Raw genomic sequence first — 25,732 nt, 5'->3', positions numbered from 1 at the left:
GTGGTGATGGGGGGTACGGGGGAGGAGGGTCGGGGGCTGCGGCGCGGCGGGGGGGCGGGGGCGCCCCCGCCAGCCCCCCCCCCCCCCCGCGGCGGCGTGCCGGGCCGGACGGTGGACGACGCGCAGCGGGCCGGTCGAGTCCTGGACGCGGACCCTGGTCGAGCCGTCGCGGCGGCGCGCGGCGTGCAGGGTCGCCGTGGTGCCGCCGACCCGCACGCCGGTGAGGGTGAGCTCCGGCAGCCAGGCGGGCAGGTGCGGATCGACCACGACCGTGCGGGCGGGCGCCACCGGGCGCAGCGCCAGCAGGGCCTGCACCACCGCGACCACGGCACTGGCCGACCAGGCCTGCGGCGAGCAGGACTTGGGGTAGATCGACGGGAACGGGTGCTCGGCGTCGCGCGGCAGCCCGGCGATCGTCTCCGGGAGGCGGTGCTCGGCGAAGGCGGCCGCGGCGGCGAAGAAGCCCTCGGCGAGTCGGTGCAGCTCGTCCCAGCAGCCGTAGCGGGCGAACCCGAGGGCGGCGGTGGCCTGCTCGACCGGCCACACGCTGCCGCGGTGGTAGCTGAAGGGGTTGAAGACCGGGTGGTCGGCCGAGAGCGTGCGGATGCCCCAGCCGCTGAACATGTCGTCGGCCATGAGGCGCCGCGCGACCACCGGGCCCTTCGCGGGGGGCACGATGCCGGCGACCAGCAGGTGCGCGTCGTTGGAGCTGGTGCTGCGCACCGGGCGCCCGTCGGCGTCGAGCGCCATGGCGTAGCTGCGCCGTCCGGGCAGCCAGAAGGCCTCGTCGAAGCGGCGTCGCAGCCGGGCCGAGCGCCGCCACAGCTCGCCGGCGTAGGCGCGGTCCCCGCACGCGGCGAGGACGACGGCCGCGTGCCGCAGGGCCGCGTAGTGGTAGGCCTGCAGCTCGCTGGCGGCGAGCGGGGCGGCCACGACCCGGCCGTGCTCGTCGACGATCGCGTCGTCGGAGTCCTTCCAGCCCTGGTTCTGCACCCCGCGCGCCGAGCGGGTGTCGTACTCGAGGAACCCGTCGCCGTCGAGGTCGCCGTACAGCTCCAGCCACCGCAGCGCCTGCCGCGCCGCCGGGACGAGGTCGCGCACGGTGTCGAGGTCACCGGTCCAGGCGAGGTACTGCCCCAGGAAGACGAGGAAGTCGGGCACCGTGGCCCAGTCGCCGTAGTAGGCGGTGAGCGGGTCGAGGCCGAGAGCGGTGCTGGGCCCCCGCCGGGCCTGGTGCAGCATCTTGCCGGGCTCCTCGTCGCGCCAGTCGTCGATCCGGCGGCCGATCCGGGCGGCGTTCAGCCGCAGGCTGTCCCGCAGCGGCGTCGCGGTGGCCAGCAGGGCCTGCCACGACGCGGTGAGGACGTCGCGGCCGAAGACCTGCTGGTACAGCGGTAGCCCCGCGATCGGCGCGGCCGGGCCCGGCGGCTCGCCGAGAGCCAGGGCGGCGAGGTCGTCGACGGCGGTGCGCCAGGCGGTGGCGACGTCGACGTCGCCGGACGTCAGCTGCGTCGCCTCGCCCCGGACGGTGGCCCGGGCCCGCGCCGCCGGGTCGGCGGGCTCGGCGAAGGACGCCGCAGGAGCGGGTCGCCGTCGCCCGTCGAACACCGCCTCCAGGGCGTACTCCACGGTGGCGCTGCCGCGTGCCGGCAGGGTGACGTCGAACCGCAGCGCGTCGCCGTCCGCCACCGGCTCGCCCCGCTCCACCCGCACGCTCACCGCCCGGTCGAGCCGGGGTTCGGCGTAGCGCAGGCGGAGCTCCCGCCCCGCGTCGTCCCAGGTGCGCTCCACCGGGGCGCGCTGCCACCGCCGGCCCTGGTCGGCCTCGTCCGCGTCGGCGAAGTCGGCGTCGAGCTCGACGCAGAGCGGCAGGGTCACCGCCTCGTCGCTGTAGCTGTCGAACCGCAGCCGCGTCCGCAGCCCCTCACCGACGAAGCGCTCCGCCGTGAGGTAGAGCGCGCGCGGCGGCAGCGTCTCGCCGTCGCCGAGCTCGGCGTGGACGACCAGGGCGCGGGATCCGACACGGGCGCAGCTGAAGGGGCGGACCTCGGTGCCGTCGACGACGATCCGCTCGCGGGCCAGCACCCGCGTGTCGTCGACGAAGAAGCCGGTGGCGCCGGTCCCGGGCAGCCGCCCCAGCGGGTCGGTGACCAGCAGGCTCCAGCCGCTGGGGACCAGCAGCTGATCGGCCCGGACCCGGACGTCCCGGGCCCGGCACGCGCCCCCGACCACCGCCGTCACCCGCGCCGGGCCACGGCGGCGAGGCCGCCGGCGACCAGCGCCGCGACGACGGCGCGCGTGCGCCGGGGGTGCAGGCCGACCAGCTCCGTGTAGAGGCTGCGGCTGCGCGACCGCTGCCCGAAGGCGCCGGTGGTCGCACCGGCGTCGTCGAGCGGGGCGTCGAGGTTGTCCACGCCGTCGTCGGGCCGGTCGGTCCGCTGGTTCTCCACGACCCTGCCCGGGCCGAGCAGGTAGTGGTCGACCAGCGTCGGGCTGATCCGCTGCCCGATCTCGAGCAGCTTGCCCGTGCCGCCGGCGAACACGGTCCGCACCGGCCGCTCCGCGACGGCGACGATCGCGGCGGCGACCACGCGCGGCTCGTAGACGGGCGGGATCGGCATCGGCTGGACGCCGAGCCTGCTGCGGGCGTGCCGGAACAGCGGCGTGTTGATCGACGAGGGCAGGACGTCGACGACGGCCACCTCGCTGCCCGCGTGGCGCAGCTCCGTGCGCAGGGCCTCCGAGAAGCCGACGACGCCGTGCTTGGCCGCGCAGTAGGCGGCCTGCAGCGCCACGCCGCGCCGGGCGAGGGCCGAGGACACGTTGACCAGCACGCCGCCGCCGGCCGCCTCCAGGTGCGGCAGCGCGGCCTTCGAGCCGTAGACGTGGCCGAGCAGGTCGACCTCGACGACGCGACGCAGCTCCTCCGGCGTCATCTGCGCGACGGTGCCGTAGGTGCTGACCGCGGCGTTGTTGACCCAGGTGTCGATCCGGCCGAAGGCCTCCACGGCGGTCCCGGCCAGCGCCTCGACCTGCGCGTACTCACCGACGTCGGTCACGACCGGGCGGCAGCGACCGCCGAGCCGCTGCACCTCGGCGGCCAGCGAGTCGAGCGCGGTCCGGCTGCGCGCCGCGACGACCACGGACGCGCCGCGCTGCGCGAACGTGCGCGCCGTCTCGCGTCCGATGCCGGAGCCCGCGCCGGTGATGACGACGACCTGCTGGGCGAGCGGTCGGGGCATGGTCTCCTCCGCGGTCGGTGGCAGGTGCGGGCCGGTCGTCGCTCGGCGCGGGGCGGTCGGGCCCGTGCCGGTGCACGTGCCCTGTGAGCGTCGGGGCGCCCGGCCGTCTTACCGGGTGCGGCACGGGGCCAGCGGGCGGTCGTCCGGCGCGATCGGTCAGGCCGGGCGGGTCATGCGCCGGAGGGCGGGGTCCGGGTCGAGGCCGGCGTCCGACGCGGCGAGCAGGAGCAGCGTCACGGCCTCCTCGGCGCAGGCCGGGCAGCCGGCGACGTGGGCGTCCATCGCCGCCAGCTCGCCGGCCACGGGCTCGTCCGGGCCGGTGAGCAGTGCCTCGACGTAGCGGTCGACCAGGCGGAAGCAGTCGTCGCAGGACAGCCACGGTCCGGGGTCGGTGGTCAGCCGGCGCAGGGCGTCGGGGGGCAGCCACCGTTCGGCCGCGGTCATGACGGCTCTCCTGTCGAGCGGGTGGGCGTCGTCAGGTACCCCTGGGCGGCGAGGTGGGCGCGCAGCCGGCCGCGCGCGTCGTGCAGGCTCTTGTACAGGGCGTTCCGGTTGGTGCCGAGCCGCTCCGCGAGCACGTCGATCGGCACCTCGTCCACGATGAGGGCGAGCGCGACGCGCCGCTGGTGCGGGGTGAGCACCAGGTCGATCGCGTCGCGGACGGCGGCTGCGAGGTCGGCGCCCTCGGCGTACTGGTCGGGGGACGGCCGGTGCTCGACCAGCGGAGGGGCGGCCTCGAGCGGCACCTCCCGGTGCGACCAGGCCTGCCGGCGCAGCTCGACGGCGGCCTGGAGCACCGCGAACTTGTACGCCCAGGTCGTGAACCTGCTCCGCCCCTCGAAGGTGCCCAGCTTGTTGAGCACGGCGACCATCGCCTCGTCGGCGGCCAGGTTGACGACGTCCTCGACCTGCGCCGCGCCCACCGCCGCCCGCAGGGCGGGCATGCGCGACACCTGGAACCGCGCGCCGCGCAGCAGCAGCGCGTGCAGCCGCCGCAGCGCGTCGTCCCGTGCCGGGCCGGGGGTGGTGAGGGCCGCGACCCAGTCGTCCGGCGGAGCGGGCAGCCCGTCGGCGTGGCCGGGAGCCGATCGGTCCGACCGCGCCGTGGTCACGGCCCGTCCTCCGCCGCGTCGACGGGGGCCAGGATGCGCGCGGCCAGGTGGGGTGGGCACCCCCGGTCGACGAGCGCCAGCAGCGCGTGCAGGTCGATGCCCGGGGTGATGGCGAGCTCGATGGCCAGCGGTGGCGGGAACCCGCCGTCGACGAGCCGGCGCAGCCGCCAGGCCTCGACGTCGGACACCGGTCCCCGGGCGGGCCCGGTGACCTGCGCCGTGGGGTGGGCCACTCGGTGGGGGGTCATGGTTCGTTGGCGTCGCGGCCGGCCACGGGTCTTACCCCTCCTCCCGCCGGCCGAGCAGGTAGTCGCGCAACGCCACCGCGTTGTTGTGCTCCCGGTCCCGCGAGCTGTACAGGAGGGCGATGTCACCGGCCGCGGCGGCGTCGGCCAGCGAGCGCCACGCCTCCGGGCGCCGGTCGAGCTCGGCGAAGTAGCGGCGCCGGAACTCCGGCCACCGGTCCGGCCGGTGACCGAACCACTTCCGCAGCTCGTGGCTCGGGCCGACGTCCGGCACCCAGGCCTCCAGCCGCAGCGCCTCCTTGCGCACACCGCGCGGCCAGAGCCGCTCGACCAGGAACCGGCGGCTTGCTCCGTCGTCCCCGTCGTGGACGCGGGCCAGCGCGATCGTGCCCACGGATGCCTCCCGGCGCCCTCGCTCCACCTCCCGCCAGCAGTGTGGACGCGGGCCGCGTGCCGGCACCACCCGCGCCGGGGCGGTGTCCCCTGGTCCTCGATCCGACCCGCTGCGAGGCTGCGCGGGTGACCGACGATGAGGGGAGGTCGCGGGCGCACACGGTCCTCGCACTGGCCGACGACCGCGGGTTCTCGTCGTTGCGCCACAGCGGCCCGCCACGTGCGGCGCGCTACGCGCTCGGACGTCAGCTGCGTCGGAGCGCACCACGCTCCACGCTCGCCGACTGGACACCCCCGCCCGACCGTGCCGACGTCGTCGACCAGGTGATCCGGTCGAACGAGGGTCGGCTGGACCGGCTGGTCCCCGTGCGCATCGGGCGGATGATCGCCTCCCCGTACGCGTTCCTCCGGGGAGCGGCCAACGTGCACGCCGCCGACTTCGCCGGCCTGCCGGCCACGGGGATCACGCCGGTCGTGTGCGGCGACGCGCACCTCGGCAACTTCGGGTTCTACGCCTCCCCCGAACGCGACCTCGTGTTCGACCTCAACGACTTCGACGAGGCACACCCGGGCGCCTGGGAGTGGGACCTGCGCCGGCTGGCCACGAGCGTGTGGGTGGCGGGCCGGGAGAACGGGGCGTCGGAGGACGCGTGCGGTGAGGCGGTGGGACGGTGCATCGAGGAGTACTGCCAGCACATCGCGGCCCTGGCCGAGCAGCCGCTGCTCGCGCGCTCGTACGAGTACCTGGACGTCGACCGGATGCTGCGGACGGCGCCCGGAACGGGGCTGCGCGCCGAGATCGAGTCGTCGGCCCGCCGGGCCCGCAAGCGCACGAGCGACCGGGCGCTGCCCCGGATCACCGAGGAGCGCGACGGTGCGCGGAGGATCGTGACCGAGCCGCCGCTGCTCACCCGCCCGCAGCCGGCGGAGGCGGAGCAGTTGGCCGAGGCGCTGGACGCCTACCTGACCACGCTGCCGCCGCACTGGGCCCGGGTCGTGGGCGGCTACCGCCTCGCCGACATCGCCCACAAGGTGGTCGGCGTCGGCTCGGTCGGGCTCCGCGCGTGGGTGGCCCTCTGCCGGGGCAGCAGCGCCGACGACGTGCTGTTCCTCCAGCTGAAGCAGGCCCGGCGCTCGGTGGTCGCGCCGTTCGTGCACGGCGGGTCGGCCTGGCACGCCCACCAGGGCCAGCGGGTCGTGGAGTACCAGCAGGCGGTGCAGACGGTGAGCGACCCCCTCCTCGGGTGGACGAGCGTCGGCGACGTCCAGTACTACGTCCGCCAGTTCCGGGACATGAAGGGCGCGATCCCCCTCGTGGGCATCGACGCCCGCGCGCTCACCTCGTACGCGGGCATCTGCGGGTACCTGCTCGCCAAGGGGCACGCCCGGACCAGCGGGGCGTCGATGATCGCGGGCTACCTCGGCGGCGGCTCGAGGGTCCGCGAGGCCTTCTGCCGGTTCGCCCGCGCGTACGCCGAACAGACCGAGCGCGATCACGCGGCTCTGGTGCGCGCCGTCCGGCGGGGCGTCCTGCCGGCCGAGACCGGCGTCTGAGCCGCTGACCCGGCTCGTCCGCCAGGATCGGTGATCGGTCCGAGGCCGCTCGTGGCACGGACGGCGGATCGGGCAGGAGGACGTCGATGAGGGTGACCGTGCTCGGGGCCGGTTCGTGGGGGACGACGGTCGCGGCGCTGCTGTGCCGCCGGGACCACGAGGTGCTGCTGTGGGCGCGCAACCCGGACGTGGCCGCCGAGGTCGACGGGCAGCGCAGCAACGCCGCCTACCTGCCCGGCGCCCTGCTCCCCGCGCGGCTGCGGGCGACGGCCGATCTCGAGCAGGCCTCCCGGCACGCCGAGCTGCTCGTGGTGGGGGTGCCCACCGCCGCCTTCCGGACGACCCTGGAACGGGCCCGGCCGTTCCTGGCGCCGTGGATCCCCGTGGTGAGCCTCAGCAAGGGGCTGGAGAGCGGCACGCACCTGCGCATGACCGAGGTGATCAAGGAGGTGCTGCCCGGCAGGCCGGCCGCGGCGCTCACCGGGCCCAACCTGGCGCGGGAGATCCTGTCCGGCCAGGCGGCGGCCAGCGTGCTCGCGACGGAGGACCTGACCGTGGCCGCGGCGCTGCAGCGCGAGGTCCAGCGCGGCGTGTTCCGCGTCTACACGCACCACGACGTCGTCGGCTGCGAGATCGGCGGCGCGCTCAAGAACGTCATCGCCATCGCCACCGGGATGGCGCAGGGTCTCGGCGTGGGTGACAACACGCGCGCCGCGGTGATGTCCCGCGGTCTGGCCGAGCTGACCACGCTCGCCGTGGCCATGGGCGGCGAGGCCGCCACCCTCGCCGGGCTGGCCGGCATGGGCGACCTGGTCGCCACCTGCATGAGCCCGCAGAGCCGCAACCGCCACGTCGGCGAGCAGCTCGGCCTCGGGCGGTCGCTCGAGGAGGTCCTCGGTGAGATGCGGATGGTCGCCGAGGGGGTGAAGACCGTGTCCACGGTGGTGGAGCTGGCCGACCGGCACGGGCTGCGCATGCCGATCGCCCGGACCATCCACGACGTCGTCGGTGGCCGCATCCGCGCCGCCGACGCCTACCGGGGTCTGGTCCGGGCGGTCCCGGCCGGGCACGAGTCCCAGCCCGGGTGAACTGCACGGGTGCCCTGGTCGCCGCCCGTCCCGGCTCCTGACCAGGACGAAGCACGCGGCGGATGAGCGAGGTGCCGGGCTGGCCAACGGGTCGTTGATCCGGCTTTCCCGGACGGTGGACCGGCTGGAGCGGCGTGGCTGGGTGACCCGCCGGCCCGATCCCGACGACGGCCGTTCCACGCTGGCCGTCCTCACCGATGCCGGCTGGGACGAGGTGGTCGCCACCGCGCCCGGCCACGTCGCCGAGGTGCGCCGCCTGGCGTTCGACCTCGCTGACCGAGCCCCAGGTGCGCCGGCTGCACGAGATCGCCAGCCGGATCCGTCGGATCGTCCACCCCGGCGGCTGCCCCTCCGGACCTGCCGGGGTCGCCCACCCCGTGACCGCGGCGCGGGCCCGCCGGGTGCGGAGCGGGGGCGGGAGTCATCACATCCGATGGGGAGCGTCTCCCAGACACGCAACGTCGCCGCCGTGCGGACCCCGGCAGGGACTTTGGTCAACAATTGGGCAAAAGTCCTTCCGGATGAGTGGGGCGCCCTCTTTACTGGTTGCGCGCTCAAACAGGGGGCGCCTGACCGCACGGGGGATCAGTTGTCGTTCGCCCCAGCCCGACCCCTGGATGCTCGCTGTCGCGCTGCACGTCCGGTGGGATGGACGTGGTGGGGACGGCGACCCCCGGGGCCCAGGCGGTCGCCGTCGGAGAGCGGATGCAGCCGGACGTGGTCGTCACGGTCGTCACGGACACTCCGAGGGCGCCGGGAGGACGGGCTGTCGTCCGCCCGTCGGCTGCGTCCGGTCACCCCGGCGCGGTCATCGCGGTGGTTTCCGCCTCCCGGGCGGCAGTCGGCGGTCGCATGAGCAACCAGAGTTGGCCGGCCGACGGCCCCGGCGACCGCGCCGAGCAGCGCCGCTCCACCATCCGGCGCTCCACCGAGCCCGGCGCCGGATCGGCGCCCGGCGCGGAGCAGTGGTCCGCGCCGCCCGTCGGCCACGTGGCCACTCCCGCCGCGGGTGATCAGGGGGGGAGCCCGCCCGGCGAGCTGCCCGGGCGGATCACCGTGCAGGAGGGGGACCGCGGCTACGTCCTCCACCTGACCGGCGACTTCGATGCCCAGGTGCTCCAGCAGTTCACGAGCGACCACCCGGTCGACCGGCTGCGGATACTCGCCGTCGACGTCGGCGGACTCGCCTACATCGACTCCGCCGGGCTGGCCTTCTTGGCGCGGTGGGCGCAGACCGCCCGCGCCGACGGTCGACGCGCGGAGATCCGACACGCCACGCCCCGGTTCGACCGCGTTCTCGAAATCTCCGGGCTCACCCCGCTGTTCGACCGCGTCTGAACGATCCGCCACCGAACGCGGTCATGCGGACCTGCTCGACGACTGAAGCTCCGTGGAGATGTCACGCCGACGCCCATCGGCGACGTGGGCGCCGGGATGGCCAGCGCGCTGACCGTCGAGCAGCTCTTCGACAACCCCCGCACAGCGGCAGATCCCGACCTCGAGGTCACTCTGACGAAGGCTCAACTTCTCGGTTTCCTGGCCGGCAACGGACTGGAGGGCATCAAGCACGTCGGTGACCCCAGCACCCTCCAGCGACTCCAGGACTGCCGCACCACACCCGACCGGGCGTTCGCCATCGTCGCCCCCCGACCGCCGCCCCTCACGATCGTCGCACCGCTGGTTCCGCGACAGAGCGAAGGAGTGAGGCAGTGGCGGCACGGCGCCCCGGGTCGAGCAGCCAGCCAGACAGCAGCACCGCGGTCGCCGCACGCAGAGGTCGTGACACGGTCTGTCGGCACCGACGTCGGGGGCACATCTGGGCACCGGTCCTCGACGAGCCCTTCTCCTACGGCATGGGTGTGCTCCTCGACGGGCTGGCGCTTTGCGCACCCCGCCGACCTCCCGCCGGGCGGGCGACGTCACACGGCAAGCGCTCCGCGCGCCCGTAGTCTGAGGCCGTGGCCGGTATCGCGCGCTGGCGGCGCTGGGTGCCCTCCCCCCGGAGGCCGTCCGATCCGCTGCCTTTCTCTTCCTCTGCCGCCGGCCCGGCCACGGACGTGCTGTACGCCGTCCCGCTGCCGGCCCCCGGAACGGACCCGAGCCGGATCGACCTGCTCTCCGGCTTGCTGCGCGAACACCACGACGTCCTGTCGGCCGAGCGGACCGCGGCCGGGGTGGAGGCCCAGACGTTCTGGCTGCAGCACCTCGACGAGGCCGACGTCGTCCTGGTCCACCTGCGGGCCGGCGACCCCTGGACCGCGGCGCGCCGGCTGGCGCAGCCCGCCGACGCGGAGACGGCGCGGGTGCATGCCCGCATCGCTGACGCCCTCGGGGTCGACCTCTGGGATCCCGGGGACGACCTCCCGGTGGAGGTCCGCCGCTTCTCCGCACCGGGAGTCCCCGACGACTTCCCCGAGGTGATGGCGTTCGCCACCGTGCTGCTGCCCGGCATCTCCTCGCGCATCCCCGAGCAACGGCGGACCATCGACTGCTTCGACGACCTTCGGCACGAGCTCACCGGCTCCCGGGCGGAGGCGCACTTCGTGCAGCCGACGCAGATCGGCGAGCTGTACCTCATCTACGCCCGCGGTGAGGTCTCCCGGCTGTTGGAGGTCATCCGCACCTCCGACCACCCGCTGCTGCAGGCCGAGCGGGACATGAGCGTCTTCCTGTACGGAATCGACCTGACCGAGCGGTTCATGCCGATCCCCTCGCCGCTGCACGCGTGGACCGCTCCCGTGCCGCAGGGTCCTCGGGCCTGAACCCCGCGCAGGGGGCACCGTCCACGGCGGACGGCGCCCCCTGCGGCAGGTCAGTCCCGGCTCAGCACCGGCGCCTGCTCCACGGGCCTCCGCGGGGAGGGCACCGGCACCGGAGCCGGGACCGGTTCGGCGTCGTGCCGCATCGCCGGCAGCCAGCCCAACCAGCGCGGCAGGTACCAGTTGGCCTCGCCCAGCAGCCGCATGACAGCCGGCAGCAGCACCGCGCGGACGACGGTGGCGTCCAGCAGCACCGCGATCGCCAGCCCCAGCCCGATCTGCTTCATGCTCGTCATCGACAGCGTCACGAAGGTCAGGAAGACGAACACCATGATCACCGCAGCGCTGGTGACCACCCCGGCCGAGGTCGTGATGCCCTGCGCGACCGCATCAGGGGTGCTGCGCCCGCGATCCCGGGCCTCGCGGATCCGGCTGAGGATGAACACGTGGTAGTCCATCGACAGGCCGAACAGGATCACGAACAGGAACAGCGGGATCCAGTTCACGATCGCGCCGGTCCGGTCGCCGCCGATCAGCTCGAGGCCCCAGCCCTCCTGGAAGACCAGCACCATCGCCCCGTAAGCGGCGGCCACGCTGAGCAGGTTGAGCACGATCGCCGTCAGCGCGACGGTCACCGAGCGGAACGACACCAGCAGCAGCCCGAAGGCCAGCACCAGGACGAAGCCGAACACCCACGGCGTCCGCTCGCTCATCAGGTCGCGGAAGGCCACCGAGGAGGCGGTGTCCCCGGCCACGACGACGGTCGCCTCCTCCAGCGCCCCGACGGTGGCCGGGACGACGTCGTCGGCCAGGGTGGTCAGGGCCTCCCGTGACGCCTCCTCCTCGCCGTCGCCGATCAGGGGCACGGTGACCACGGCGACCGTGCCGGCGGCGTTGGTCTCCACGCCGATCGGCTCGTTCATCCGCCCGGTCGCCAGCGCCTGCGCGCGCAGGTCGGCGATCGCCGCCCGCACCTCCGGCGCGGTGACGTCGTCCGCCTCGATGACGACCTCGGCCGGAGCGGGCCCGCCGGGGAAGGCCCCGGTGATCCGCTCGTAGGTCTGCACCACGGCGAGGTCCTGCGGCGCGTCCTGGACGCCCTCGTTGCGCAGCTCCATCCACAGGGCCGGGGCGGCCAGGGCCACCAGCGCGATCCCGGCGGTCAGCGCCGCGACCGCGGGCCGGCGCAGCACCGCGCCCAGCACCACCGGCCAGAAGCGGCCGGGGCGGTCCGCCGTCCGCCGGCGCAGCAACGGGATGCGCCCCTTCTCCACCCGGTCACCGAGCCAGCTCACGAGTGCCGGCAGCACGGTCAGCGAGCCGAGCACCGAGCAGGCGACGACGAGGATGGTCGCTGAAGCGACGCCGGTGAACACCGAGAAGCCGGTGAGGAACATGCCGGCCATGGCCACCATGACGGTGATACCGGAGATGAGCACGGAGTGCCCGGAGGTGGCCGCCGCGATGTCCAGGGCGCGCACCGGGCCGGCCCCGCGCGCCCGTTCCTCGCGCTCTCGCTTGAGGTAGAACAGCGAGTAGTCGACGCCGACCGCCAGGCCGATGAGCAGCATCACGATCTGGGCGGTCTGGTTCACGTGCCAGATCTGACTGGTCAGGCTGAGCAGCCCCAGCGCTCCGACGAACGCGGTCAGCGCGAACACCAGGGGCAGCAGCGCGGCGACCAGCGCACCGAAGGTCAGCAGCAGCACGGCCAGCGTGATCGGGATCGACAGCAGCTCGGCACGCTGGAAGTCCGCGGCGGTCGTCTCCTCCAGCGCCACCCCGGCACTGGTGTTGCCGAACTGCTCCACCCGGACGTCGCCGTGGGCCGCCGCCACCCCGGCGACCGCGTCCTGGATCGGCCGGATGCGGTCCTCGGCGTCCTCCCGGTCCCCGGCGATGTCGAACGTCACCAGGGCCGACCGGCCGTCGGCCGACAACAGCGGCGCGCCGTCCAGCGGACTGGCCACGTTCTGCACCGCCGGCGTGCGACCGAGCGTGGCGACGAGGTCGGTCAGCGCGGTGGTGACGGCAGCCTCGGGAACGTCGGCCGTCCGCTGGACCAGCACCATCTCCGACGCCGGCTCCTCCCAGCCGTTGGCATCGAGGATCCGCTGCGCCTGCGCGGGCGCGTCGAGCAGTTGCTCCGCAGGGGTCAGCTCACCACGCGGCAGCAGACCGCCGAGGACCACCGCCAGCACCACGAAGGCCAGCCAGCCGAACACCGCCGTCTTCCGGTGTCGAGCACTCCACCGGCCCACGCGGCCGGCGAGGTTGCGAGATGGATCCACTGTCGTCTCCCGTCGTCCGAAGTCGACGACAGACCCTGCCGATCCCGGTCCTCCTGCGCGTCGTCCGTCGGTCTGACCCTGCCCGTCCCACGGCTGATGCAGCAGGTGTACGACCAGCGGGTGACGGCCGCTGCATGCGCTACGTGCTCTGCGCCCCGGCTCTCACCAGGCCGCTCTCGTAGGCCACCACGACCGCCTGCGCGCGGCTGGACAGGTGCAGCTTCGCCATGACGCGGCCCAGGTGCGTCTTCACCGTCGCCTCGCTGACGAACAGCTCGGCGGCGATCTCCTGGTTGCTGCGCCCGGTGCCCACCAGCCGCAGGACCTCGACCTCCCGCTCGGTGAGCTCCGCCAGCTGACCGCCGGTCGGCCGCGCCGCCGGAGCGGGCTGGCGGGCGAACTCGGCGATGAGCTTGCGGGTGATCCCGGGTGAGAGGAGGGCTTCCCCGCGGGCGATGACCTGGACGGCGTCCAGCAGCTCCGCCGGCCGGGTGTCCTTGAGCAGGAACCCGGCCGCGCCGGCTCGCAGCGCGGCGAACACGTAGTCGTCCAGGTCGAACGTCGTCAGCATCATGATGCGCGGCGGCGCCCCGCCGTCCCCGGGCCAGTCCTCCACGATGGCCCGGGTCGCCTCGATGCCGTCCATCACCGGCATCCGCACGTCCATCAGGACGACGTCGGGCCGGTGCCGTCGCGCCAGGGCCACGGCTTCCCGGCCGTTCCCCGCTTCGGCGACGACGTCAATGTCGTCGCTGCGCAGCAGCGCGCTGAACCCGGCCCGCACGAGTTCCTGGTCGTCGACGACCAGCACACGGATGGTCACGAAGCACTCCCGGAGGTCGTCGCGTTCTCCGCCGCCAGCGGCAGCCGGGCACGGAGGCGGAAGCCTCCGCCGGGCGCTGGCCCCGCATCGAGCTCGCCGCCGACGGAGGTGGCCCGCTCCCGCAGGCCGAGCAGCCCGTAGCCACCCCCGCGGGAGCGGCCGCCCCGTCCGCCCACGGGGCCGCGACCGTCGTCGCTGACCTCGATCTGCAGGTCGTCGTCCCGCCAGGTGAGCTCGACGCGGATCTCCGCCGGGCCGGCGTGCTTGGTGGCGTTGGTCAGCCCCTCCTGCAGGATCCGGTAGGCCGCCAGGTCCAGCTGTGGCGGAAGCGGTCGCGGGCTCCCGGTCACCGACAGGGTCACCACCATCCCGGCGGTCCGCGCTCCAGCGAGGAGCTGGTCCAGCCGGTCCAGCCCCGGCTGCGGCGCACGGCTGGCGGACACGGCTCCACCGGCGTTCGGCCCGTCGTCCACACGCAGGACGCCCAGCAGTTGACGCATCTCGGTCAGCGTGCGGCGGCTGGTGTCCTCGATGACTCCGAGCGCCTTGCGCGCCGTCTCGGGATCCCGGTCCATCACGTGGCGGCCGACGCCGGCCTGCACGGCGATGACGCTCATGCTGTGCGCCATCACGTCGTGCAACTCGCGGGCGATGCGCAGCCGCTCCTGGGCCACCGCCTCACGGCCGTGGGCCTCCCGGTTCAGCTCCGCCTCCCGGGCGCGCTCCGCCAGCGCATCGGCCTGCAGCCGACGGGTGCGTGCCGCGTCGCCCAGCGACCACGCCGCGGCTCCGAGCAGAGCGTCCTGCAGTGCTGACCCCCAGGTGTACTCCGCACTCCACTGCAGGTAGACGGCGATCATTGGCAGGGCGGCGAAGGCCAGTCCGGGCACGGACAGCCGCCGGGGGCTCCGGGCCGCCACACCGTAGAGGGCGACGAGCACTGCGTAGCCGGAGAGAGAGGGTGGGTAGTCCAGCGCGACGAAGCCGACCATCGCCGTGGACGTGAGCGCCAGGACCGTCCACGGTGCCCGACGGCGCGCCAGGACCGGGAGCGTGGCCGCCGCCGCCAGGACCCAGGCGAGGGCGTCGATGGGCCGCTCCCCCGTCGCCGCCGACGCCCCCAGCAGCCGACCGGCGTGCAGCACGACCAGCGCGGTGGCGAGGACGACGTCAGTCAGCCAGGGCAGCACCCGGCGCACACGATCGGGAGGTCGTCCGGGCATCCCGCAACTGTAGGAACAGCGCGGCGGAGCAGGCGTGCCCCACCAGGAGGACACCCGTCTACTCCCCCAGGTGGACACCGCGGCCGCTCGGGCGGTCCGTTCCACGTCGCCGGCGCCTGCCGGCGGGGCGACGAGGCCACGCCTGCGACCGCTGACGCAGGCCCCGGTCGCGGCTGCACCTGCAGGGGGTCCCGAGAACGCGACCGGCGGGCGATGCCCGCTCCCCGCCCCGGTTCCTAGCGTTCCGGTCCGTCGACGAACGGCTCACGACGAACGGGAGGAACGCCGGGATGGCGGTCATCGAGGCGAACGGGTTGACCAAGCGGTACGGGGAGATCACCGCGGTGGACGGCGTCACCTTCACCGCCGAGGCGGGACGGGTGCTGGGGTTCCTGGGGCCCAACGGCGCCGGCAAGACCACCACGCTGCGCATGCTGATGGGCCTGGTCGCCCCCACCTCCGGCTCGGCCACGATCGACGGCATCCCCGTCCGGGACCTGCCCGACCCCGCCCGCACGGTCGGCGCCGTCCTCTCCACCGGCGCCTTCCACCCCCGCCGGACCGGCCGGGGACATCTGCGCGTGCTCGCCGCGATGGCGTCGCTGCCGGAAAGCCGGGTCGACGAGGTCCTGGAGCTGGTCGGACTCATCGATGCGGCCGACCGGCGCGCGGGCGGCTACAGCCTCGGGATGCAGCAGCGCCTGGGCCTGGCCGCGGCCCTGCTCGGCGACCCCCGCGTCCTCGTCCTGGACGAGCCGGCCAACGGCCTGGACCCCGACGGCATCCGCTGGCTGCGCGGCTTCCTGCGCTACCTCGCCGCCGAGGGTCGCACCGTGCTGGTGTCCAGCCACGTGCTCGCCGAGGTGGAGCACACCGTCGACGACATCGTCGTCATCCGCTCCGGTCGCCTGGTCGCCCAAGGACCCCTGGCCGAGCTGATGCGGGCGCCGGAGCCGGTCGTCACCGTCCGCACGCCGCAGGCCGACCGGCTCGCCGCCCTCCTGGCGACCGCAGGAGCGACGACGACCTCCCTCGGCGCCGACCGGGTGGAGATCCGCGGGCTTCCCCGGGAGGCGGTCGCCGAGAACGCCGCCGGCGCCGGCATCCCTCTCTACGCCCTCGATTCGACCACTCCCTCGCTCGAGGACCTCTTCTTCTCGCTCGTGTCCGAGCCGGGCACCGCCCAGACCGGAGGCACCCGATGACCGCTCTCCTGCGCGCCGAGCGGATCCGACTGCGCACCGTCCCCGCACCGCTGATCGCGGTCGCCGTGCTCCTGACGCTGACCGGCCTGCTGGTCGGCCTCGCCTTCGGGACGGCCCCGCACGACGTGGCGGAGGACCTCGCCGAGGCCGTCCGGATCCCCGGCGTCCTGGCCGCGGTCACCATGCTCGTGCTCGGCATCCTGGGCGGGGCCAGCGACCATCAGCACCGGACGGCGGAGTCGACCTTCCTCGTCCGCCCGCGCCGCCTCGACGTCTTCGCCGCCCGGCAGGTGACCTACGCGGCCTTCGCCGCGGTCACCGGCGCCCTCACCGGGCTGCTGTCCTGGGGTCTCGCCTCCACGATCGGCGACGCCCGCGGCCTGCCGGCCGGACCGACCGTCGACGCGCTGGGACTGGTCGCCGCCCCCGCGCTCGCCGCCGCCCTCGCCGCTGTCCTGGGTGTGAGCGTCGGCTACGCGGCCCGGTCCACCGTTGCCGGCATCGTCGGGCTCATGGTCTGGGGTGTGGTCGGGGAGAACCTCGCCGGCCTCCTCGTCCCGTCCACCTACCTCCCGGTGGGCGCCGTCAACGCGACCCTGGGCGTGGCCGGCAACGGGGACCCGGTCCACGGCGCGATCGCCCTGGCCTCCCACGCGGTGATCGCCACCGTCGTCGCCGGCCGGGTCGTCCTCCCCCGGGACATCACGTGAACCGCCGCACTGACCACGGGAAGGTCCCCGTGCTCCCCCGAACCCCCTTCCCGTCCGCAGCGGCGCTCACCCTCCTGACCGCAACGGCCGGTTGCTCGTTCTTCGCCGGCCCCGCCACCACGCAGGACCGAGCCGGTGGCCGGTGTCACCGGCGTCCGGCTGCAGACCAGCGGCACGCTGTCGATCACCCCTGCCCTCGCCGGGACGGCCGGGAGCGTGATCATCGACCGGCTCACCAGCGACGTCGACGACGGGATCCTCGTGCTGGGCCTCGCCGGCCCAGGGGCCTCGCTCGGCGACGTCCGGTACACCCTCACGCTCCCCCGGGTAGACAGCCTCGTGGTGAAGGGCTCGGGTGACGTGGTCGCCGAGTCGGTCCCGAGCGACTCCTTGTCGATCGCGGTCGACGGGTCCGGCCAGGTCGAGGTGAGCGGCGTGGCCGTGGACCGGCTGGACGTCGCGCTCACCGGCTCCGGAACCGTGGAGGCCGAGGGCAGCGCCGGCACACAGGAGGTGCTGGTGCAGGGGTCCGGCGACTACGCCGCCGTCTCCCTCGACAGCCGGCGGGCCACCGTGACCGTGAGCGGCTCCGGGAACGCCGAGGTCCGGGTCACCGAGACGCTCGCCGCGGTCGTCGAGGGCAGCGGGGACATCCGCCACAGCGGCGGCGCGGACGTCACCAGCACCGTCGAGGACTCCGGGGAGGTCGTCGAGGGATGACCCGGCGCGCCGGCCCCGGGCGGGGGTCCCGTGCTGCCGAGGGGGTCATGCGTCCGTCTCCTGTCGCATCGTCACGGCCCAGCCGGACGAGGTGTCAGGCCGGTTCTTCGGCCAGATGGTGTAGGCAGGGGCCAGCCAGCGCCCAGATGCCCAGTCCGGCGGTCAGGCCGTCGATCCAGCCGCCCAGGTGCGCCGGTGCGGGCCGGGTCGTCGACCGCGAGGACGGCCGGGCCCAGCAGGCCGCAGGCCACGGCCCAGCCCAGGACCGCCCGGGCCCACAACCACCACTCGTAGCGGGCCCGTTCCTGGCCGTACTGCGGTGGCCGCTGCGGTGGCGGGCCGGCGGCGAAGCGATGGGCGAAGCGCTGGCCGGCCCACCGCAGCGTGGTCGAGTCGAAGGCGACGGAGAAGCCGATGTAGGCGGCGGCCAGACGTGGGCGGCGCTCGCCGCGCTCCCCGACCGGAGATCCGCGACCGACGCGACCAGCAGGACGAAGGTCCAGCACCGGGGCACCGGCCAGCGCGACCGCGCTCGTGCGAGGCAGCCGCATCACGAACCGGTCCTCGTGCGCGGCGATCTCGCGGACCATCGCCGCTACCTCGGTGGCGTCGGGTGCGGGCGCCCGGCGGCCCTCACCGCGGCGGTGCGGGCGGTCGTAGGGGCGTCGGTCATGCGGAGCTCCTGGTCGGACGGGCGGTCGTCGGAGGCGGGCATGCGGGCAGGGGCTGCTCCCGGCGCGCCGGCCCGCCGGGTGGCGGGCCGGCGCGCTCGGTCACTGGGTGGCGATGGCGGTGAGCACGTCGAGCCGGGCGGCGCGGCGGGCGGGCAACAGCCCGGTGACCAGCCCCGCGAGCACTGCGGCGGCGACGACGACCAGCAGTTGCCCGACGGGAACCTCGATGACCAGCGGGTTGTCCGCGGACAGTCCAGCCAGGGTGGCCGCGGCCAGCCCCAGCCCGAGGGCGACGCCGGTGACCACGGCGACCGCGGCGATGAGCACCGCCTCGGCGCGGACCATCCAGGACAGCTGCGCCCGCGTCATGCCGACCGCCCGCAGCAGCCCGATCTCCCGGGTCCGCTCGACGATGGACAGCGCCAGGGTGTTGGTGATGCCCAGCAGCGCGATCAGCACCGCGAACCCGAGCAGGACGGTGATCAGCCCGAGCACCTGGTCCACCGCGGCCGCGCGGCCGGCGGCGGCCTCGGCCTGATCGAGCACCTCCGCGTTCGCGAAGTCCGCGACCGCGGCCCGTAGCGCCGCCCGCGCCACCGTGGAGTCGACGCCGTCGGCGAGGGAGACGTAGACGGTGGCGTCGACGTTCTCGCTGAAGTGCTGCTCGTAGGTGCGCAGCGAGAGGACGAAGCTGGTGGACAGCGCCCGGGCCGAGTCGTCGGCCATCAGGCCGACCACCTGCAGCCGCTGTTCGCCGTGCCGCGAGAAGGTCATCGCCAGCGTGTCGCCGACGGCCAGGCCACGCTCGGCGGCCACGTCGGCGGCGAGCACGACGCCCCCGCTGTCGAGCGCCGCCAGACTGCCGGCGGTCATCTGCACGTCGGCGACCTTCGGCAGGGTGGCCGGGTCAACGGCGGTGAGCGCACTGGTCATGCCCCCGTCCAGCCAGTGCCCGAAGCGGACCGAGGAGGTCGCGGCGACCTCCGGGAGGTCGGCGACGCGAGCGGCCACCTCCGGGGAGAGCCCGCCGAGCATCTCGTCGCGGGAGCTCTGCACGAGCAGGTCGGCGGTGATCGCCTCGGTCGAGCTGGCACCGATCGCCTTGACCGAGCTGCCGAGGACCGCGACGAAGGAGATGAGCGCCAGGCCCAGCGCCAGAGCCATCGCGGTGGCTGCGGTGCGCCGCGGGTTGCGCACGGTGGACTCCCGAGCCAGCCGCCCGGGCACGCCGAGGCCGGTCAGCGGGCGGCCGACGGCCTGCGCCAGCCGCGGCGCGAGCGCGGGGCCGAGCACGACGAGCGCGCCCAGCAGCAGCACCGCGCCGAGGCCGACGCCGACGATGTCGCGCAGCAGCGCGGCGGTTCCGAGCTGGACCACGCCGAGGCCGAGCAGGATCCAGCCGGTGACCAGCCTGCCCCGCCGAGGAGCGGTGTGCGCCGGGTCGGAGGCCCGCATCGCCTGGACCGGTGCGGTGCGGGCGGCGCGGCGGGCCGGGCCGAGCGCGGCCAGCAGGGTGACCAGCGTGCCCGCGACCAGCCCGACGACGAGCGTGCGGGTGGTGACGGTCAGCGGACCGTCGGGCAGCGCCAGCCCCGCATCGGAGGCGAGGCCGCGCAGCGCGTACGCGGCGCCGATCCCGGCCGCGGTCCCGCCGACCGCGCCGGTGCCCCCCACCAGCAGCGCCTCGCCGAGCACCGAGGCGAACACCTGCCCGCCGGTGCCCCCCGCGGCGCGCAGCAGCGCCAGCTCCCGGGCCCGCTGGGTGAGCACGATGCCGAACGTGTTCGCGATCAGGAACGCCCCGACAACCAGCCCGGCGACGGCCAGGGCCAGCAGCACGATGCGCAGGTAGCTGATGCTCTCCTTCGCCGCGTCGGCGCTGGCCGCGGCGGCGTCCTGGCCGCCGGTGACGGCGTACTGCCCACCGAGAGCCGCGGCCAGGTCGGCACGCAGGTCGACTACGGCGACACCGTCGGCGGCGATCACGTCGACGGAGGTGACCCCGGAGCCGAGGTCGAGCAGCGTCTGCGCGGTGGGGAGGTCGACCAGCACCACGGTGCTGTTGGCCAGCCCGTCGCCGTCGCCGACGCCGGCCAGGCCGACCACGCGCAGCGGCCGGCTGGCGGTCGCGGAGACCGTGACGGTGTCACCGACGGCGATGCCGTGGTCGGCGGCGGTGGCGGCGTCCAGGACGACCTCGTCGCCGTGCGGGGCGCGCCCGGCGCGCAGGCTGTAGGCGGTGAACGGAGCCTCGGCCCACGTGCTGAGGATCGTCGGCCCGGCCGGTTCGACCGGGGTGCCGCGGGCCTGCAGCTGCCCGGGCCCGGACGCGACTGGGCGGACCCGGTCGACGCCGGGGCTGGCCGCGACCCGGTCGGCGAGGTCGGCCGGCAGCGGATCGCGGGCCACCTCCACGCCCATCGCGGCGTCGAAGGCGGCCGCGCCGCGGACGGTGAGGTCCACCGCGGCGGCGGCGGTGCGGAACTGCTCGTCCAGCAGCCGGGTGCTGGTGTCGGTGAGCACCAGGCTGCCGACGGCGAACGCGACGCCGAGCGCGACGGCCAGCCAGGTCAGGGCCAGCCGGGAGCGGTGCGCGAGCGCGTTGGACCAAGACAGGCGCCACATCGCGATCACGCCCCCACCGGCTCGTCGAGGCGGGCGCCGTCGAGGCGGGCGAGGCGGGCCAGCACGGTCTCGGCGTCGGGGTCGGTCAGCTCGTCGACGATCCGGCCGTCGGCGAGGAAGACCACCCGGTCGGCGTAGGCGGCGGCCACCGGGTCGTGGGTGACCATGACGATCGTCTGGCCGAAGCCGCGGGTGGCGTCGCGCAGGAACGTCAGCAGCGCGGCGCCGGCGCGGGAATCGAGGTTGCCGGTTGGCTCGTCCGCGAACACCAGCTCCGGGCGGGCGATCAGCGCCCGGCCGACGGCGACCCGCTGCTGCTGGCCGCCGGACAGCTGAGCGGGGCGGTGGTCGAGCCGAGTCTGCAGGCCGAGCATGTGCACGAGCTCGCTCATCCACCCGCGGTCTGGCCTCTTGCCGGCCAGGGTCAGCGGCAGCGCGATGTTCTCCGCCGCGGTCAGCGCCGGGATGAGGTTGAACGCCTGGAAGACGAAGCCGAGCCGCTCGCGGCGCAGCAGGGTGCGGTCGCGCTCGGACAGCGCGCTCAGGTCGGTGTCTCCGACGAGGACGCGGCCGGAGTCGATGTCGTCCAAGCCGGCGAGGGCGTGGATCAGGGTGGACTTGCCCGACCCGGACGGTCCCATGACAGCGGTGAACTCCCCCGCCGGGATGGCGACGCTGGCCGAGTCGAGGGCACGGACTGCGGCCTCGCCACGGCCGTAGGTCTTGACCACCTCGACCGCGCGGGCGGCGATCACGGGCCGGGTCGATGGCGGGGCGGACTGCGTGTCGGTGACGGTCATCGTCTCTCCTGCGGGGAGCGGGTCGCCGGGGGCGGCGAGCGGGTCGAGGTGGTGAGGGCGGCGAGGGTCAGGGGCAGGGGCAGGGGCAGGGGCACGGGCGGGGGCGCCGCCAGGACCGGGCCGGGCGCAGGCAGCGGACGAGCCGGGCGTGCTGGGCCTCGCGGATCAGCTCCTGCTGGCGGAAGTGGCTGAGGTGCTCGTGGGTGAAGGTCATGGCGGTCTCCTGCACAGGGGTGGCGGACGGTGGGGCGCCGGGTGCCGCTGCCCGGGTCGTCTGGTTGGGGTGCCGGTGGGCGACCCGGGCAGCGGGGCGCGCGGAGGGCTACGGCACGAGGGCGTAGCCGGCCTCGTCGACGGCGGCGGCGATGTCGGCGCGGTCGACCGGGCGGTCAGCGATGACGGTGACGGTGCCGCTGGCCAGGTCGACGGTGACCGACTCGACGCCGGCGACGGCGGCGATCTCCTCGGTGACCGCGCGCTGGCAGTGCGCGCAGGTCATGCCGGTGACGGTGAACGTGGTCGAACCGATGAAGGTGCGGGGCGTACCGGACAGCATTGGAACTCCTCGACAGTGCTGGTGGTGGTGCGGTCGGGAATGAGAGTCGGCGCGGGGGTGGGGTCGTCTCACCGGGGAAATCGCCGGGATCTGCCCCTGGAGAGAGAGCCGGTCAGGGGGACGCCCGGTGACCGGTCAGCCGGCTGCGGCCGCGCTGGTCACCGGGTGATGGCACCGGCCAGTTCCCGGGGCCGCTCGAGGCTGAGCATGTGCGGGCCGCCGTCGATGACGGTCAGGTGGCCGCCGGGGACGTGGGCGGCGATCTCGGCCATCAGCTGCGGCGGAGTGGAGGGGTCGAGTTCGCCGGCGATGAGCCGGGTGGGCATCCGCAGGTCGGGGAGCCGCCGCAGCGTGTCGATCCCCGCCAGGGCCCGCCAGCTGGCGGCCCAGGTGTCGGGGTCGGCGCGGAGGACCTGGTCGCGGGCGTAGCGGACCGGCCATCCGTTGACCGCCAGCGCCTCGGGGGTGAACCAGCGGGTCATGGTGGCCGCCAGCACGCCGGCCATGCCGCCGGCCTGCGCGGCCGCGCCGCGCCGCTGGAACGCCGGCTGCGGGGTGGCGACGGTGGCCACGAGGGTGAGCTCGCTGATCCGCTCCGGTCGGGTCAGCGCGTACACCTGCGCGATGGCTCCACCGAGGGACAGGCCGACGAGGTGGGCGGTGTCGACGGCGAGCCGGTCGAGGAGGTCGTCGAGGTCCTGGGCGAAGTGCTGCAGGTCCTGCACCTGCGGCGCTTCGGTGGCGCTGCCGTGCCCGCGCAGGTCGTGGGCGATGACGCGGCCGTCGGTCGGGAGCGCGGCGATGGTGTCGCGCCACATGCGCCGGTCCAGCCCGAGGGCGTGCACCAGGACCATCGGCGGGCCGGCGGGGGTGCCCTGCGCCGGCCGGTCGATCACCGTGGTCCGGTGATCGGTGAGCTGCACCGGGCGCTCGGACGGGCCGACGGGGAACAGCCGGTCCAGCGCGCGGGTCGCCTGCAGAACGCGCGGCAGCCCGGTGTAGGGCACCAGGTGGTGCAGCAATGCGGCCAGCTCATCGGGGTCGGCGCCCACCCGGTGGGCGGCTGCCGCATGCACCCGGAGCTCCTCCGGGGAGGCGCCCAGCGCGGTCAGCGCGGCCACGGTGGCCAGCTCCCGCGGCAGGCGTCCCAGTCCCGGCCCGCCGAGGACCTCGTCGAACGCCGCGGTCAGGGCCCGGGCCACGCCGGGTACGCGCTGCTGGAGCGTCACGAGGGTCTCCGGCGGGCCGCCGAGCAACGCGGTCATCTCGCGCCGGCCCCGGCAGTCCGGGGCGGCGCCGGTGACGGGATCGGTTGCGGTGACAGCGGGCATCTGGGTCGACGCGGGCATGGCGGGGTTGTCCTCTCAGGCGGGGTGGTGGCCGACGGGCCGTGCCTGAGCGTGTGCGGCCGGCGTCGCCGCCGGCGCCGGGAGATCGGCCGGTTGCGCCGGTCAGGGACGCGCTGCCGTGGCCGGCACCGGCCGGATGCCGCCGGCCTGTCCCGGAGTCCTGCGCCGCCGCGGGTCGCCCCGAACCCCGGTGATCTTCCCGGTGTGAGCCGCAGGGCGCCGTCCCTAGCGTTCGGCTCACACGACCACCGATCCCCAGGGACACGCCATGCAGATCGCCATCCTCCTGTTCGAGCACCTCACCGCCCTCGACGCCGTCGGCCCCTACGAGGTGCTCAGCCGCCTGCCCGGCGCGCAGACGGTGTTCGTCGGCGAGCGACTGGGCCCGGTGCGCACCGACGTCGGCAGCCTCGGCCTGCACGTGGACGCCACGCTGGCCGAGGTACCGACGCCCGACGTCGTGCTCGTGCCCGGCGGGTTCGGCCAGACCGCGCACATGGCCGACGGCCCGGTGCACGAGTGGCTGCGCGCCGCCGACCGCACCAGCACGTGGACGACGTCGGTCTGCACCGGATCGCTCATCCTGGCCGCCGCGGGCCTGCTCTCCGGGCGGCGGGCGACGACGCACTGGCTGGCCGCCGACCAGCTGGCCGACTGGGGCGCGGTGCGGGCCGACGAGCGCATCGTCGTCGACGGCAAGTACGTCACGGCCGCCGGCGTGTCCGCCGGCATCGACATGGGCCTGGCCCTGGCCGAGCAGATCGCCGGCGCGGCCACGGCCCAGGCCATCCAGCTGGGCATGGAGTACGACCCGCAGCCGCCGCACGACACCGGCTCCCCGCAGACGGCGCCCGCTCCGATCGTCGAGCTGGTCCGCGCACTGGAGGGGGCGATCCTCCGCGGTGAATGACACTCCCGCACCGAGGTCCGGCCCGTTGCGGGGGCGGGTCGCGCTGGTGACCGGCGCCAGCCGCCGGATCCCCATCGGAGCGGCGATCGCGCGGCGGCTGCTGGCCGACCCGGACGCGCCCGCGAGGCTGGTCCAGGTCGCCCGGTCATGCACCAGCTCACACCCAGCCTGGCCGTCGCCCTGATGCCCTTCGGCATCACGGTGAACTGCATCGATCCCGGCCCGAACGACACCGGCTACGCCGACGAGCGCACGCGAGCAGCGGTGGTCGCGGCCAACCCGGGCCGGCGGTGGAGCGCCCCCGCCGACACCACCCGCCCGGTGGCCTGGCCGGTCAGAGACGAGGCCGAGTGGGGTCACCGGGCAGGTGATCGCCTCCGACGGCGGCTGGTCGGCGGGGTGATCCTCGGCGCGCCGGCTGGTCGCCGCGCATGAGCGCCTGCGCCCAGTCCGGCCTCGACGAGCGTCGCGGCAGCCGCTCCCTGCCCGCCTGACGCTGCTCCCACCGCCCTGCGCGTCACACGGGGCTCCGTCCGCCGCAGCGGCGATCCGCCGTTCGGTCACCGCCAAGGGGCCTGCCTGCGGTGGGCCGTCGGCGCAGAGCCGACCTCCGGGTCACCGCGCGACGCCGGGAAGGGCGTGCAGGTGCGGGGCCGAGACGTGCAAGGCCTGGTAGCGCTGCCCCCAACGGTCCGCTGGCTCCTCAGCCCAGAGGCGGAAGTGCACGATCTCCCACGTGGCCGGGTCCACTACCAGCGCGCAGCTGTGCAGGCCGCCGGTCTCCTGCCCCGCGTCCAGGTCGGCGAGGGCCGCGTCGACGACGTCGGCCACCGGAACCTCCGCCGGCAGACTGCTGGTGGTGCGGGTCGCCGCGATGGGCGTGTCCTTCCAGGCGGGGCCCGGCCGGAAGGCCACGCCGGTCCAGTGCCTCACGACGGGCCTGCCGAAGTCGGCGGCCAGCCCCGCGAACGGCGGCCCGAAGAGGAACTCGTTCATGCCGGCCGGATCCGCCCACAGGTAGAAGGGCGCGTACTCGTTGACCGGTGAGCCGAGCACACCCCGCTCCCGGATGGCGTAGGCCTTCACGCCCAAGCCGGGGAAAGCGTCGGTCGCTGAGCCCCTCGTAGCCACTCGGCGGCGGATGATCGTCATGTCGTAGTCGGCGGGCAGGGTGATCTCGTACTGCATGGCGTGCACGGGGCTCCTCGGGTGCTGGTGATACGTGGGTCGCGGTCATGCCCCGCTGCGGGCCGGTGGCGCGCTCTCGGGACAGCTCGTGCGTGGCCGGAGCGCGCGGGGCCGGCTGCTGCCGGGGCGATGGGGGCGGCCGCCGTGAGGGCGGACGCCGCACCGGGGGGGGGGGGGGGGGGCGGGGGCCGCCCCCCCCGGCGGGGCGGGGCGCGGGCCCGCGCGGCCGGGGCCGGGGCCCCCCCCCCCCCCACCCCCCCCCCCC

Annotated in this window: 26 protein-coding genes and 1 pseudogene; 11 read left to right on the top strand and 16 right to left on the bottom strand. The window is 75.1% G+C overall.

Going from position 1 to position 25,732, the window contains the following annotated elements; genetic code table 11:
• The 6 genes from ACI78S_RS23970 to ACI78S_RS23945 all read right to left on the bottom strand — a co-directional run.
• On the bottom strand, nucleotides 1-2,232 hold a 2,232-nt coding region (locus ACI78S_RS23970; RefSeq protein ID WP_456977488.1), incomplete at its 3' end, for a glycogen debranching N-terminal domain-containing protein.
• A 5-nt stretch (nucleotides 2,233-2,237) separates the two neighbouring features.
• Nucleotides 2,238-3,242 (bottom strand): SDR family oxidoreductase, encoded by a 1,005-nt coding sequence (locus tag ACI78S_RS23965; RefSeq protein WP_456977487.1) that lies wholly within the window; start codon nucleotides 3,240-3,242, stop codon nucleotides 2,238-2,240.
• Nucleotides 3,243-3,398: 156 nt separating this feature from the next.
• Entirely contained in the window at nucleotides 3,399-3,686 is a 288-nt protein-coding gene (locus ACI78S_RS23960) for a hypothetical protein (protein WP_456977486.1), read from the bottom strand.
• Nucleotides 3,683-4,354 (bottom strand): RNA polymerase sigma factor, encoded by a 672-nt coding sequence (locus tag ACI78S_RS23955; RefSeq protein WP_456977485.1) that lies wholly within the window; start codon nucleotides 4,352-4,354, stop codon nucleotides 3,683-3,685. The genes ACI78S_RS23960 and ACI78S_RS23955 overlap by 4 nt, the downstream gene beginning before the upstream one ends.
• The gene (locus tag ACI78S_RS23950) at nucleotides 4,351-4,602 is read right to left on the bottom strand and encodes a hypothetical protein (RefSeq protein ID WP_456977484.1); all 252 of its coding nucleotides are present in this window, start codon (nucleotides 4,600-4,602) and stop codon (nucleotides 4,351-4,353) included. Before ACI78S_RS23950 ends, ACI78S_RS23955 begins: the two co-directional genes overlap by 4 nt.
• Before the next feature lie 31 nt (nucleotides 4,603-4,633).
• Nucleotides 4,634-4,993 carry a DUF488 domain-containing protein gene (locus tag ACI78S_RS23945; protein ID WP_456977483.1) on the bottom strand — a complete coding sequence of 120 codons (360 nt, stop codon included), beginning with the start codon at nucleotides 4,991-4,993 and terminating at the stop codon, nucleotides 4,634-4,636.
• A 125-nt stretch (nucleotides 4,994-5,118) separates the two neighbouring features.
• Between ACI78S_RS23945 and ACI78S_RS23940 the strand changes: the two genes are divergently transcribed.
• The 6 genes and pseudogenes from ACI78S_RS23940 (at nucleotide 5,119) to ACI78S_RS23915 (ending at nucleotide 10,396) form a co-directional block, all read left to right on the top strand.
• Nucleotides 5,119-6,546, top strand: coding sequence for a DUF2252 domain-containing protein (locus tag ACI78S_RS23940; protein WP_456977482.1), 1,428 nt, complete (start codon nucleotides 5,119-5,121; stop codon nucleotides 6,544-6,546).
• 86 nt (nucleotides 6,547-6,632) lie between these two features.
• Complete coding sequence (locus tag ACI78S_RS23935; RefSeq protein ID WP_456977481.1) at nucleotides 6,633-7,634, top strand: NAD(P)H-dependent glycerol-3-phosphate dehydrogenase; 1,002 nt, start codon at nucleotides 6,633-6,635, stop codon at nucleotides 7,632-7,634.
• The gene (locus ACI78S_RS23930; RefSeq protein ID WP_456977480.1) at nucleotides 7,555-8,490 is read left to right on the top strand and encodes a MarR family winged helix-turn-helix transcriptional regulator; all 936 of its coding nucleotides are present in this window, start codon (nucleotides 7,555-7,557) and stop codon (nucleotides 8,488-8,490) included. Before ACI78S_RS23935 ends, ACI78S_RS23930 begins: the two co-directional genes overlap by 80 nt.
• Complete coding sequence (locus ACI78S_RS23925) at nucleotides 8,487-8,972, top strand: STAS domain-containing protein (protein ID WP_456977479.1); 486 nt, start codon at nucleotides 8,487-8,489, stop codon at nucleotides 8,970-8,972. Before ACI78S_RS23930 ends, ACI78S_RS23925 begins: the two co-directional genes overlap by 4 nt.
• Before the next feature lie 96 nt (nucleotides 8,973-9,068).
• Nucleotides 9,069-9,269: pseudogene (locus ACI78S_RS23920) on the top strand (hypothetical protein); the annotation flags it as partial.
• A gap of 422 nt (nucleotides 9,270-9,691) precedes the next feature.
• On the top strand, nucleotides 9,692-10,396 hold the full coding sequence (locus ACI78S_RS23915; protein ID WP_456977478.1) for a hypothetical protein: 705 nt from the start codon (nucleotides 9,692-9,694) through the stop codon (nucleotides 10,394-10,396).
• 50 nt (nucleotides 10,397-10,446) lie between these two features.
• Here ACI78S_RS23915 and ACI78S_RS23910 read toward each other — a convergent pair whose 3' ends face one another.
• The 3 genes from ACI78S_RS23910 to ACI78S_RS23900 form a co-directional block, all read right to left on the bottom strand.
• A complete protein-coding gene (locus tag ACI78S_RS23910) occupies nucleotides 10,447-12,684 on the bottom strand; it encodes an MMPL family transporter (protein WP_456977477.1) in 2,238 nt (745 codons plus the stop codon).
• 139 nt (nucleotides 12,685-12,823) lie between these two features.
• Nucleotides 12,824-13,507, bottom strand: a complete 684-nt coding sequence (locus tag ACI78S_RS23905) for a response regulator (RefSeq protein ID WP_456977476.1) — start codon at nucleotides 13,505-13,507, stop codon at nucleotides 12,824-12,826.
• Nucleotides 13,504-14,730: a sensor histidine kinase gene (locus tag ACI78S_RS23900; RefSeq protein WP_456977475.1), complete on the bottom strand. Its 1,227-nt coding sequence runs from the start codon at nucleotides 14,728-14,730 to the stop codon at nucleotides 13,504-13,506. The genes ACI78S_RS23905 and ACI78S_RS23900 overlap by 4 nt, the downstream gene beginning before the upstream one ends.
• Nucleotides 14,731-15,020: 290 nt before the next feature.
• Here ACI78S_RS23900 and ACI78S_RS23895 point away from each other — a divergent pair, with 290 nt between their 5' ends.
• The 3 genes from ACI78S_RS23895 to ACI78S_RS23885 all read left to right on the top strand — a co-directional run bounded on the left by ACI78S_RS23895 (nucleotide 15,021) and on the right by ACI78S_RS23885 (nucleotide 17,365).
• The gene (locus tag ACI78S_RS23895; protein ID WP_456977474.1) at nucleotides 15,021-15,935 is read left to right on the top strand and encodes an ABC transporter ATP-binding protein; all 915 of its coding nucleotides are present in this window, start codon (nucleotides 15,021-15,023) and stop codon (nucleotides 15,933-15,935) included.
• Nucleotides 15,932-16,645 (top strand): hypothetical protein, encoded by a 714-nt coding sequence (locus ACI78S_RS23890; protein WP_456977473.1) that lies wholly within the window; start codon nucleotides 15,932-15,934, stop codon nucleotides 16,643-16,645. Before ACI78S_RS23895 ends, ACI78S_RS23890 begins: the two co-directional genes overlap by 4 nt.
• Nucleotides 16,646-16,780: 135 nt before the next feature.
• Nucleotides 16,781-17,365 carry a GIN domain-containing protein gene (locus ACI78S_RS23885; protein WP_456977472.1) on the top strand — a complete coding sequence of 195 codons (585 nt, stop codon included), beginning with the start codon at nucleotides 16,781-16,783 and terminating at the stop codon, nucleotides 17,363-17,365.
• A 71-nt stretch (nucleotides 17,366-17,436) separates the two neighbouring features.
• Here ACI78S_RS23885 and ACI78S_RS23880 read toward each other — a convergent pair whose 3' ends face one another.
• The 6 genes from ACI78S_RS23880 to ACI78S_RS23855 form a co-directional block, all read right to left on the bottom strand.
• Complete coding sequence (locus tag ACI78S_RS23880) at nucleotides 17,437-17,955, bottom strand: hypothetical protein (RefSeq protein WP_456977471.1); 519 nt, start codon at nucleotides 17,953-17,955, stop codon at nucleotides 17,437-17,439.
• Nucleotides 17,956-18,138: 183 nt separating this feature from the next.
• Nucleotides 18,139-20,664: an FtsX-like permease family protein gene (locus ACI78S_RS23875; RefSeq protein ID WP_456977489.1), complete on the bottom strand. Its 2,526-nt coding sequence runs from the start codon at nucleotides 20,662-20,664 to the stop codon at nucleotides 18,139-18,141.
• 5 nt (nucleotides 20,665-20,669) lie between these two features.
• The gene (locus ACI78S_RS23870; protein WP_456977470.1) at nucleotides 20,670-21,464 is read right to left on the bottom strand and encodes an ABC transporter ATP-binding protein; all 795 of its coding nucleotides are present in this window, start codon (nucleotides 21,462-21,464) and stop codon (nucleotides 20,670-20,672) included.
• Between the two features lie 67 nt (nucleotides 21,465-21,531).
• Nucleotides 21,532-21,678, bottom strand: a complete 147-nt coding sequence (locus tag ACI78S_RS23865) for a hypothetical protein (protein ID WP_456977469.1) — start codon at nucleotides 21,676-21,678, stop codon at nucleotides 21,532-21,534.
• Between the two features lie 108 nt (nucleotides 21,679-21,786).
• Nucleotides 21,787-22,020, bottom strand: a complete 234-nt coding sequence (locus ACI78S_RS23860) for a heavy-metal-associated domain-containing protein (protein ID WP_456977468.1) — start codon at nucleotides 22,018-22,020, stop codon at nucleotides 21,787-21,789.
• A gap of 158 nt (nucleotides 22,021-22,178) precedes the next feature.
• Nucleotides 22,179-23,369, bottom strand: coding sequence for an alpha/beta fold hydrolase (locus ACI78S_RS23855; RefSeq protein ID WP_456977467.1), 1,191 nt, complete (start codon nucleotides 23,367-23,369; stop codon nucleotides 22,179-22,181).
• Between the two features lie 268 nt (nucleotides 23,370-23,637).
• Here ACI78S_RS23855 and ACI78S_RS23850 point away from each other — a divergent pair, with 268 nt between their 5' ends.
• A complete protein-coding gene (locus ACI78S_RS23850) occupies nucleotides 23,638-24,279 on the top strand; it encodes a DJ-1/PfpI family protein (protein WP_456977466.1) in 642 nt (213 codons plus the stop codon).
• A 147-nt stretch (nucleotides 24,280-24,426) separates the two neighbouring features.
• Nucleotides 24,427-24,714: a hypothetical protein gene (locus tag ACI78S_RS23845; RefSeq protein WP_456977465.1), complete on the top strand. Its 288-nt coding sequence runs from the start codon at nucleotides 24,427-24,429 to the stop codon at nucleotides 24,712-24,714.
• A 180-nt stretch (nucleotides 24,715-24,894) separates the two neighbouring features.
• Here the strand turns inward: ACI78S_RS23845 and ACI78S_RS23840 are convergent, their stop codons facing one another.
• Nucleotides 24,895-25,467, bottom strand: a complete 573-nt coding sequence (locus tag ACI78S_RS23840; protein WP_456977464.1) for a DUF4865 family protein — start codon at nucleotides 25,465-25,467, stop codon at nucleotides 24,895-24,897.
• Between the last annotated feature and the right edge of the window lie 265 nt (nucleotides 25,468-25,732).

It is taken from the genome of Geodermatophilus sp. SYSU D00815, from assembly GCF_054050035.1.
The sequence above is the reverse complement of the archived record's forward strand: the minus strand, read 5'-3'. Positions and strand labels throughout refer to the sequence as shown.

Bases quoted from the DNA above. Each gene is read 5' to 3' on its own strand.
- ACI78S_RS23965 (WP_456977487.1), bottom strand. From the start codon at position 3,242: ATGCCCCGACCGCTCGCCCAGCAGGTCGTCGTCATCACCGGCGCGGGC.
- ACI78S_RS23960 (WP_456977486.1), bottom strand. From the start codon at position 3,686: ATGACCGCGGCCGAACGGTGGCTGCCCCCCGACGCCCTGCGCCGGCTG.
- ACI78S_RS23950 (WP_456977484.1), bottom strand. From the start codon at position 4,602: ATGACCCCCCACCGAGTGGCCCACCCCACGGCGCAGGTCACCGGGCCC.
- ACI78S_RS23935 (WP_456977481.1), top strand. From the start codon at position 6,633: ATGAGGGTGACCGTGCTCGGGGCCGGTTCGTGGGGGACGACGGTCGCG.
- ACI78S_RS23925 (WP_456977479.1), top strand. From the start codon at position 8,487: ATGAGCAACCAGAGTTGGCCGGCCGACGGCCCCGGCGACCGCGCCGAG.
- ACI78S_RS23900 (WP_456977475.1), bottom strand. From the start codon at position 14,730: ATGCCCGGACGACCTCCCGATCGTGTGCGCCGGGTGCTGCCCTGGCTG.
- ACI78S_RS23895 (WP_456977474.1), top strand. From the start codon at position 15,021: ATGGCGGTCATCGAGGCGAACGGGTTGACCAAGCGGTACGGGGAGATC.
- ACI78S_RS23890 (WP_456977473.1), top strand. From the start codon at position 15,932: ATGACCGCTCTCCTGCGCGCCGAGCGGATCCGACTGCGCACCGTCCCC.
- ACI78S_RS23880 (WP_456977471.1), bottom strand. From the start codon at position 17,955: ATGGTCCGCGAGATCGCCGCGCACGAGGACCGGTTCGTGATGCGGCTG.
- ACI78S_RS23875 (WP_456977489.1), bottom strand. From the start codon at position 20,664: ATGTGGCGCCTGTCTTGGTCCAACGCGCTCGCGCACCGCTCCCGGCTG.
- ACI78S_RS23870 (WP_456977470.1), bottom strand. From the start codon at position 21,464: ATGACCGTCACCGACACGCAGTCCGCCCCGCCATCGACCCGGCCCGTG.
- ACI78S_RS23865 (WP_456977469.1), bottom strand. From the start codon at position 21,678: ATGACCTTCACCCACGAGCACCTCAGCCACTTCCGCCAGCAGGAGCTG.
- ACI78S_RS23860 (WP_456977468.1), bottom strand. From the start codon at position 22,020: ATGCTGTCCGGTACGCCCCGCACCTTCATCGGTTCGACCACGTTCACC.
- ACI78S_RS23855 (WP_456977467.1), bottom strand. From the start codon at position 23,369: ATGCCCGCGTCGACCCAGATGCCCGCTGTCACCGCAACCGATCCCGTC.
- ACI78S_RS23850 (WP_456977466.1), top strand. From the start codon at position 23,638: ATGCAGATCGCCATCCTCCTGTTCGAGCACCTCACCGCCCTCGACGCC.
- ACI78S_RS23845 (WP_456977465.1), top strand. From the start codon at position 24,427: ATGCACCAGCTCACACCCAGCCTGGCCGTCGCCCTGATGCCCTTCGGC.
- ACI78S_RS23840 (WP_456977464.1), bottom strand. From the start codon at position 25,467: ATGCAGTACGAGATCACCCTGCCCGCCGACTACGACATGACGATCATC.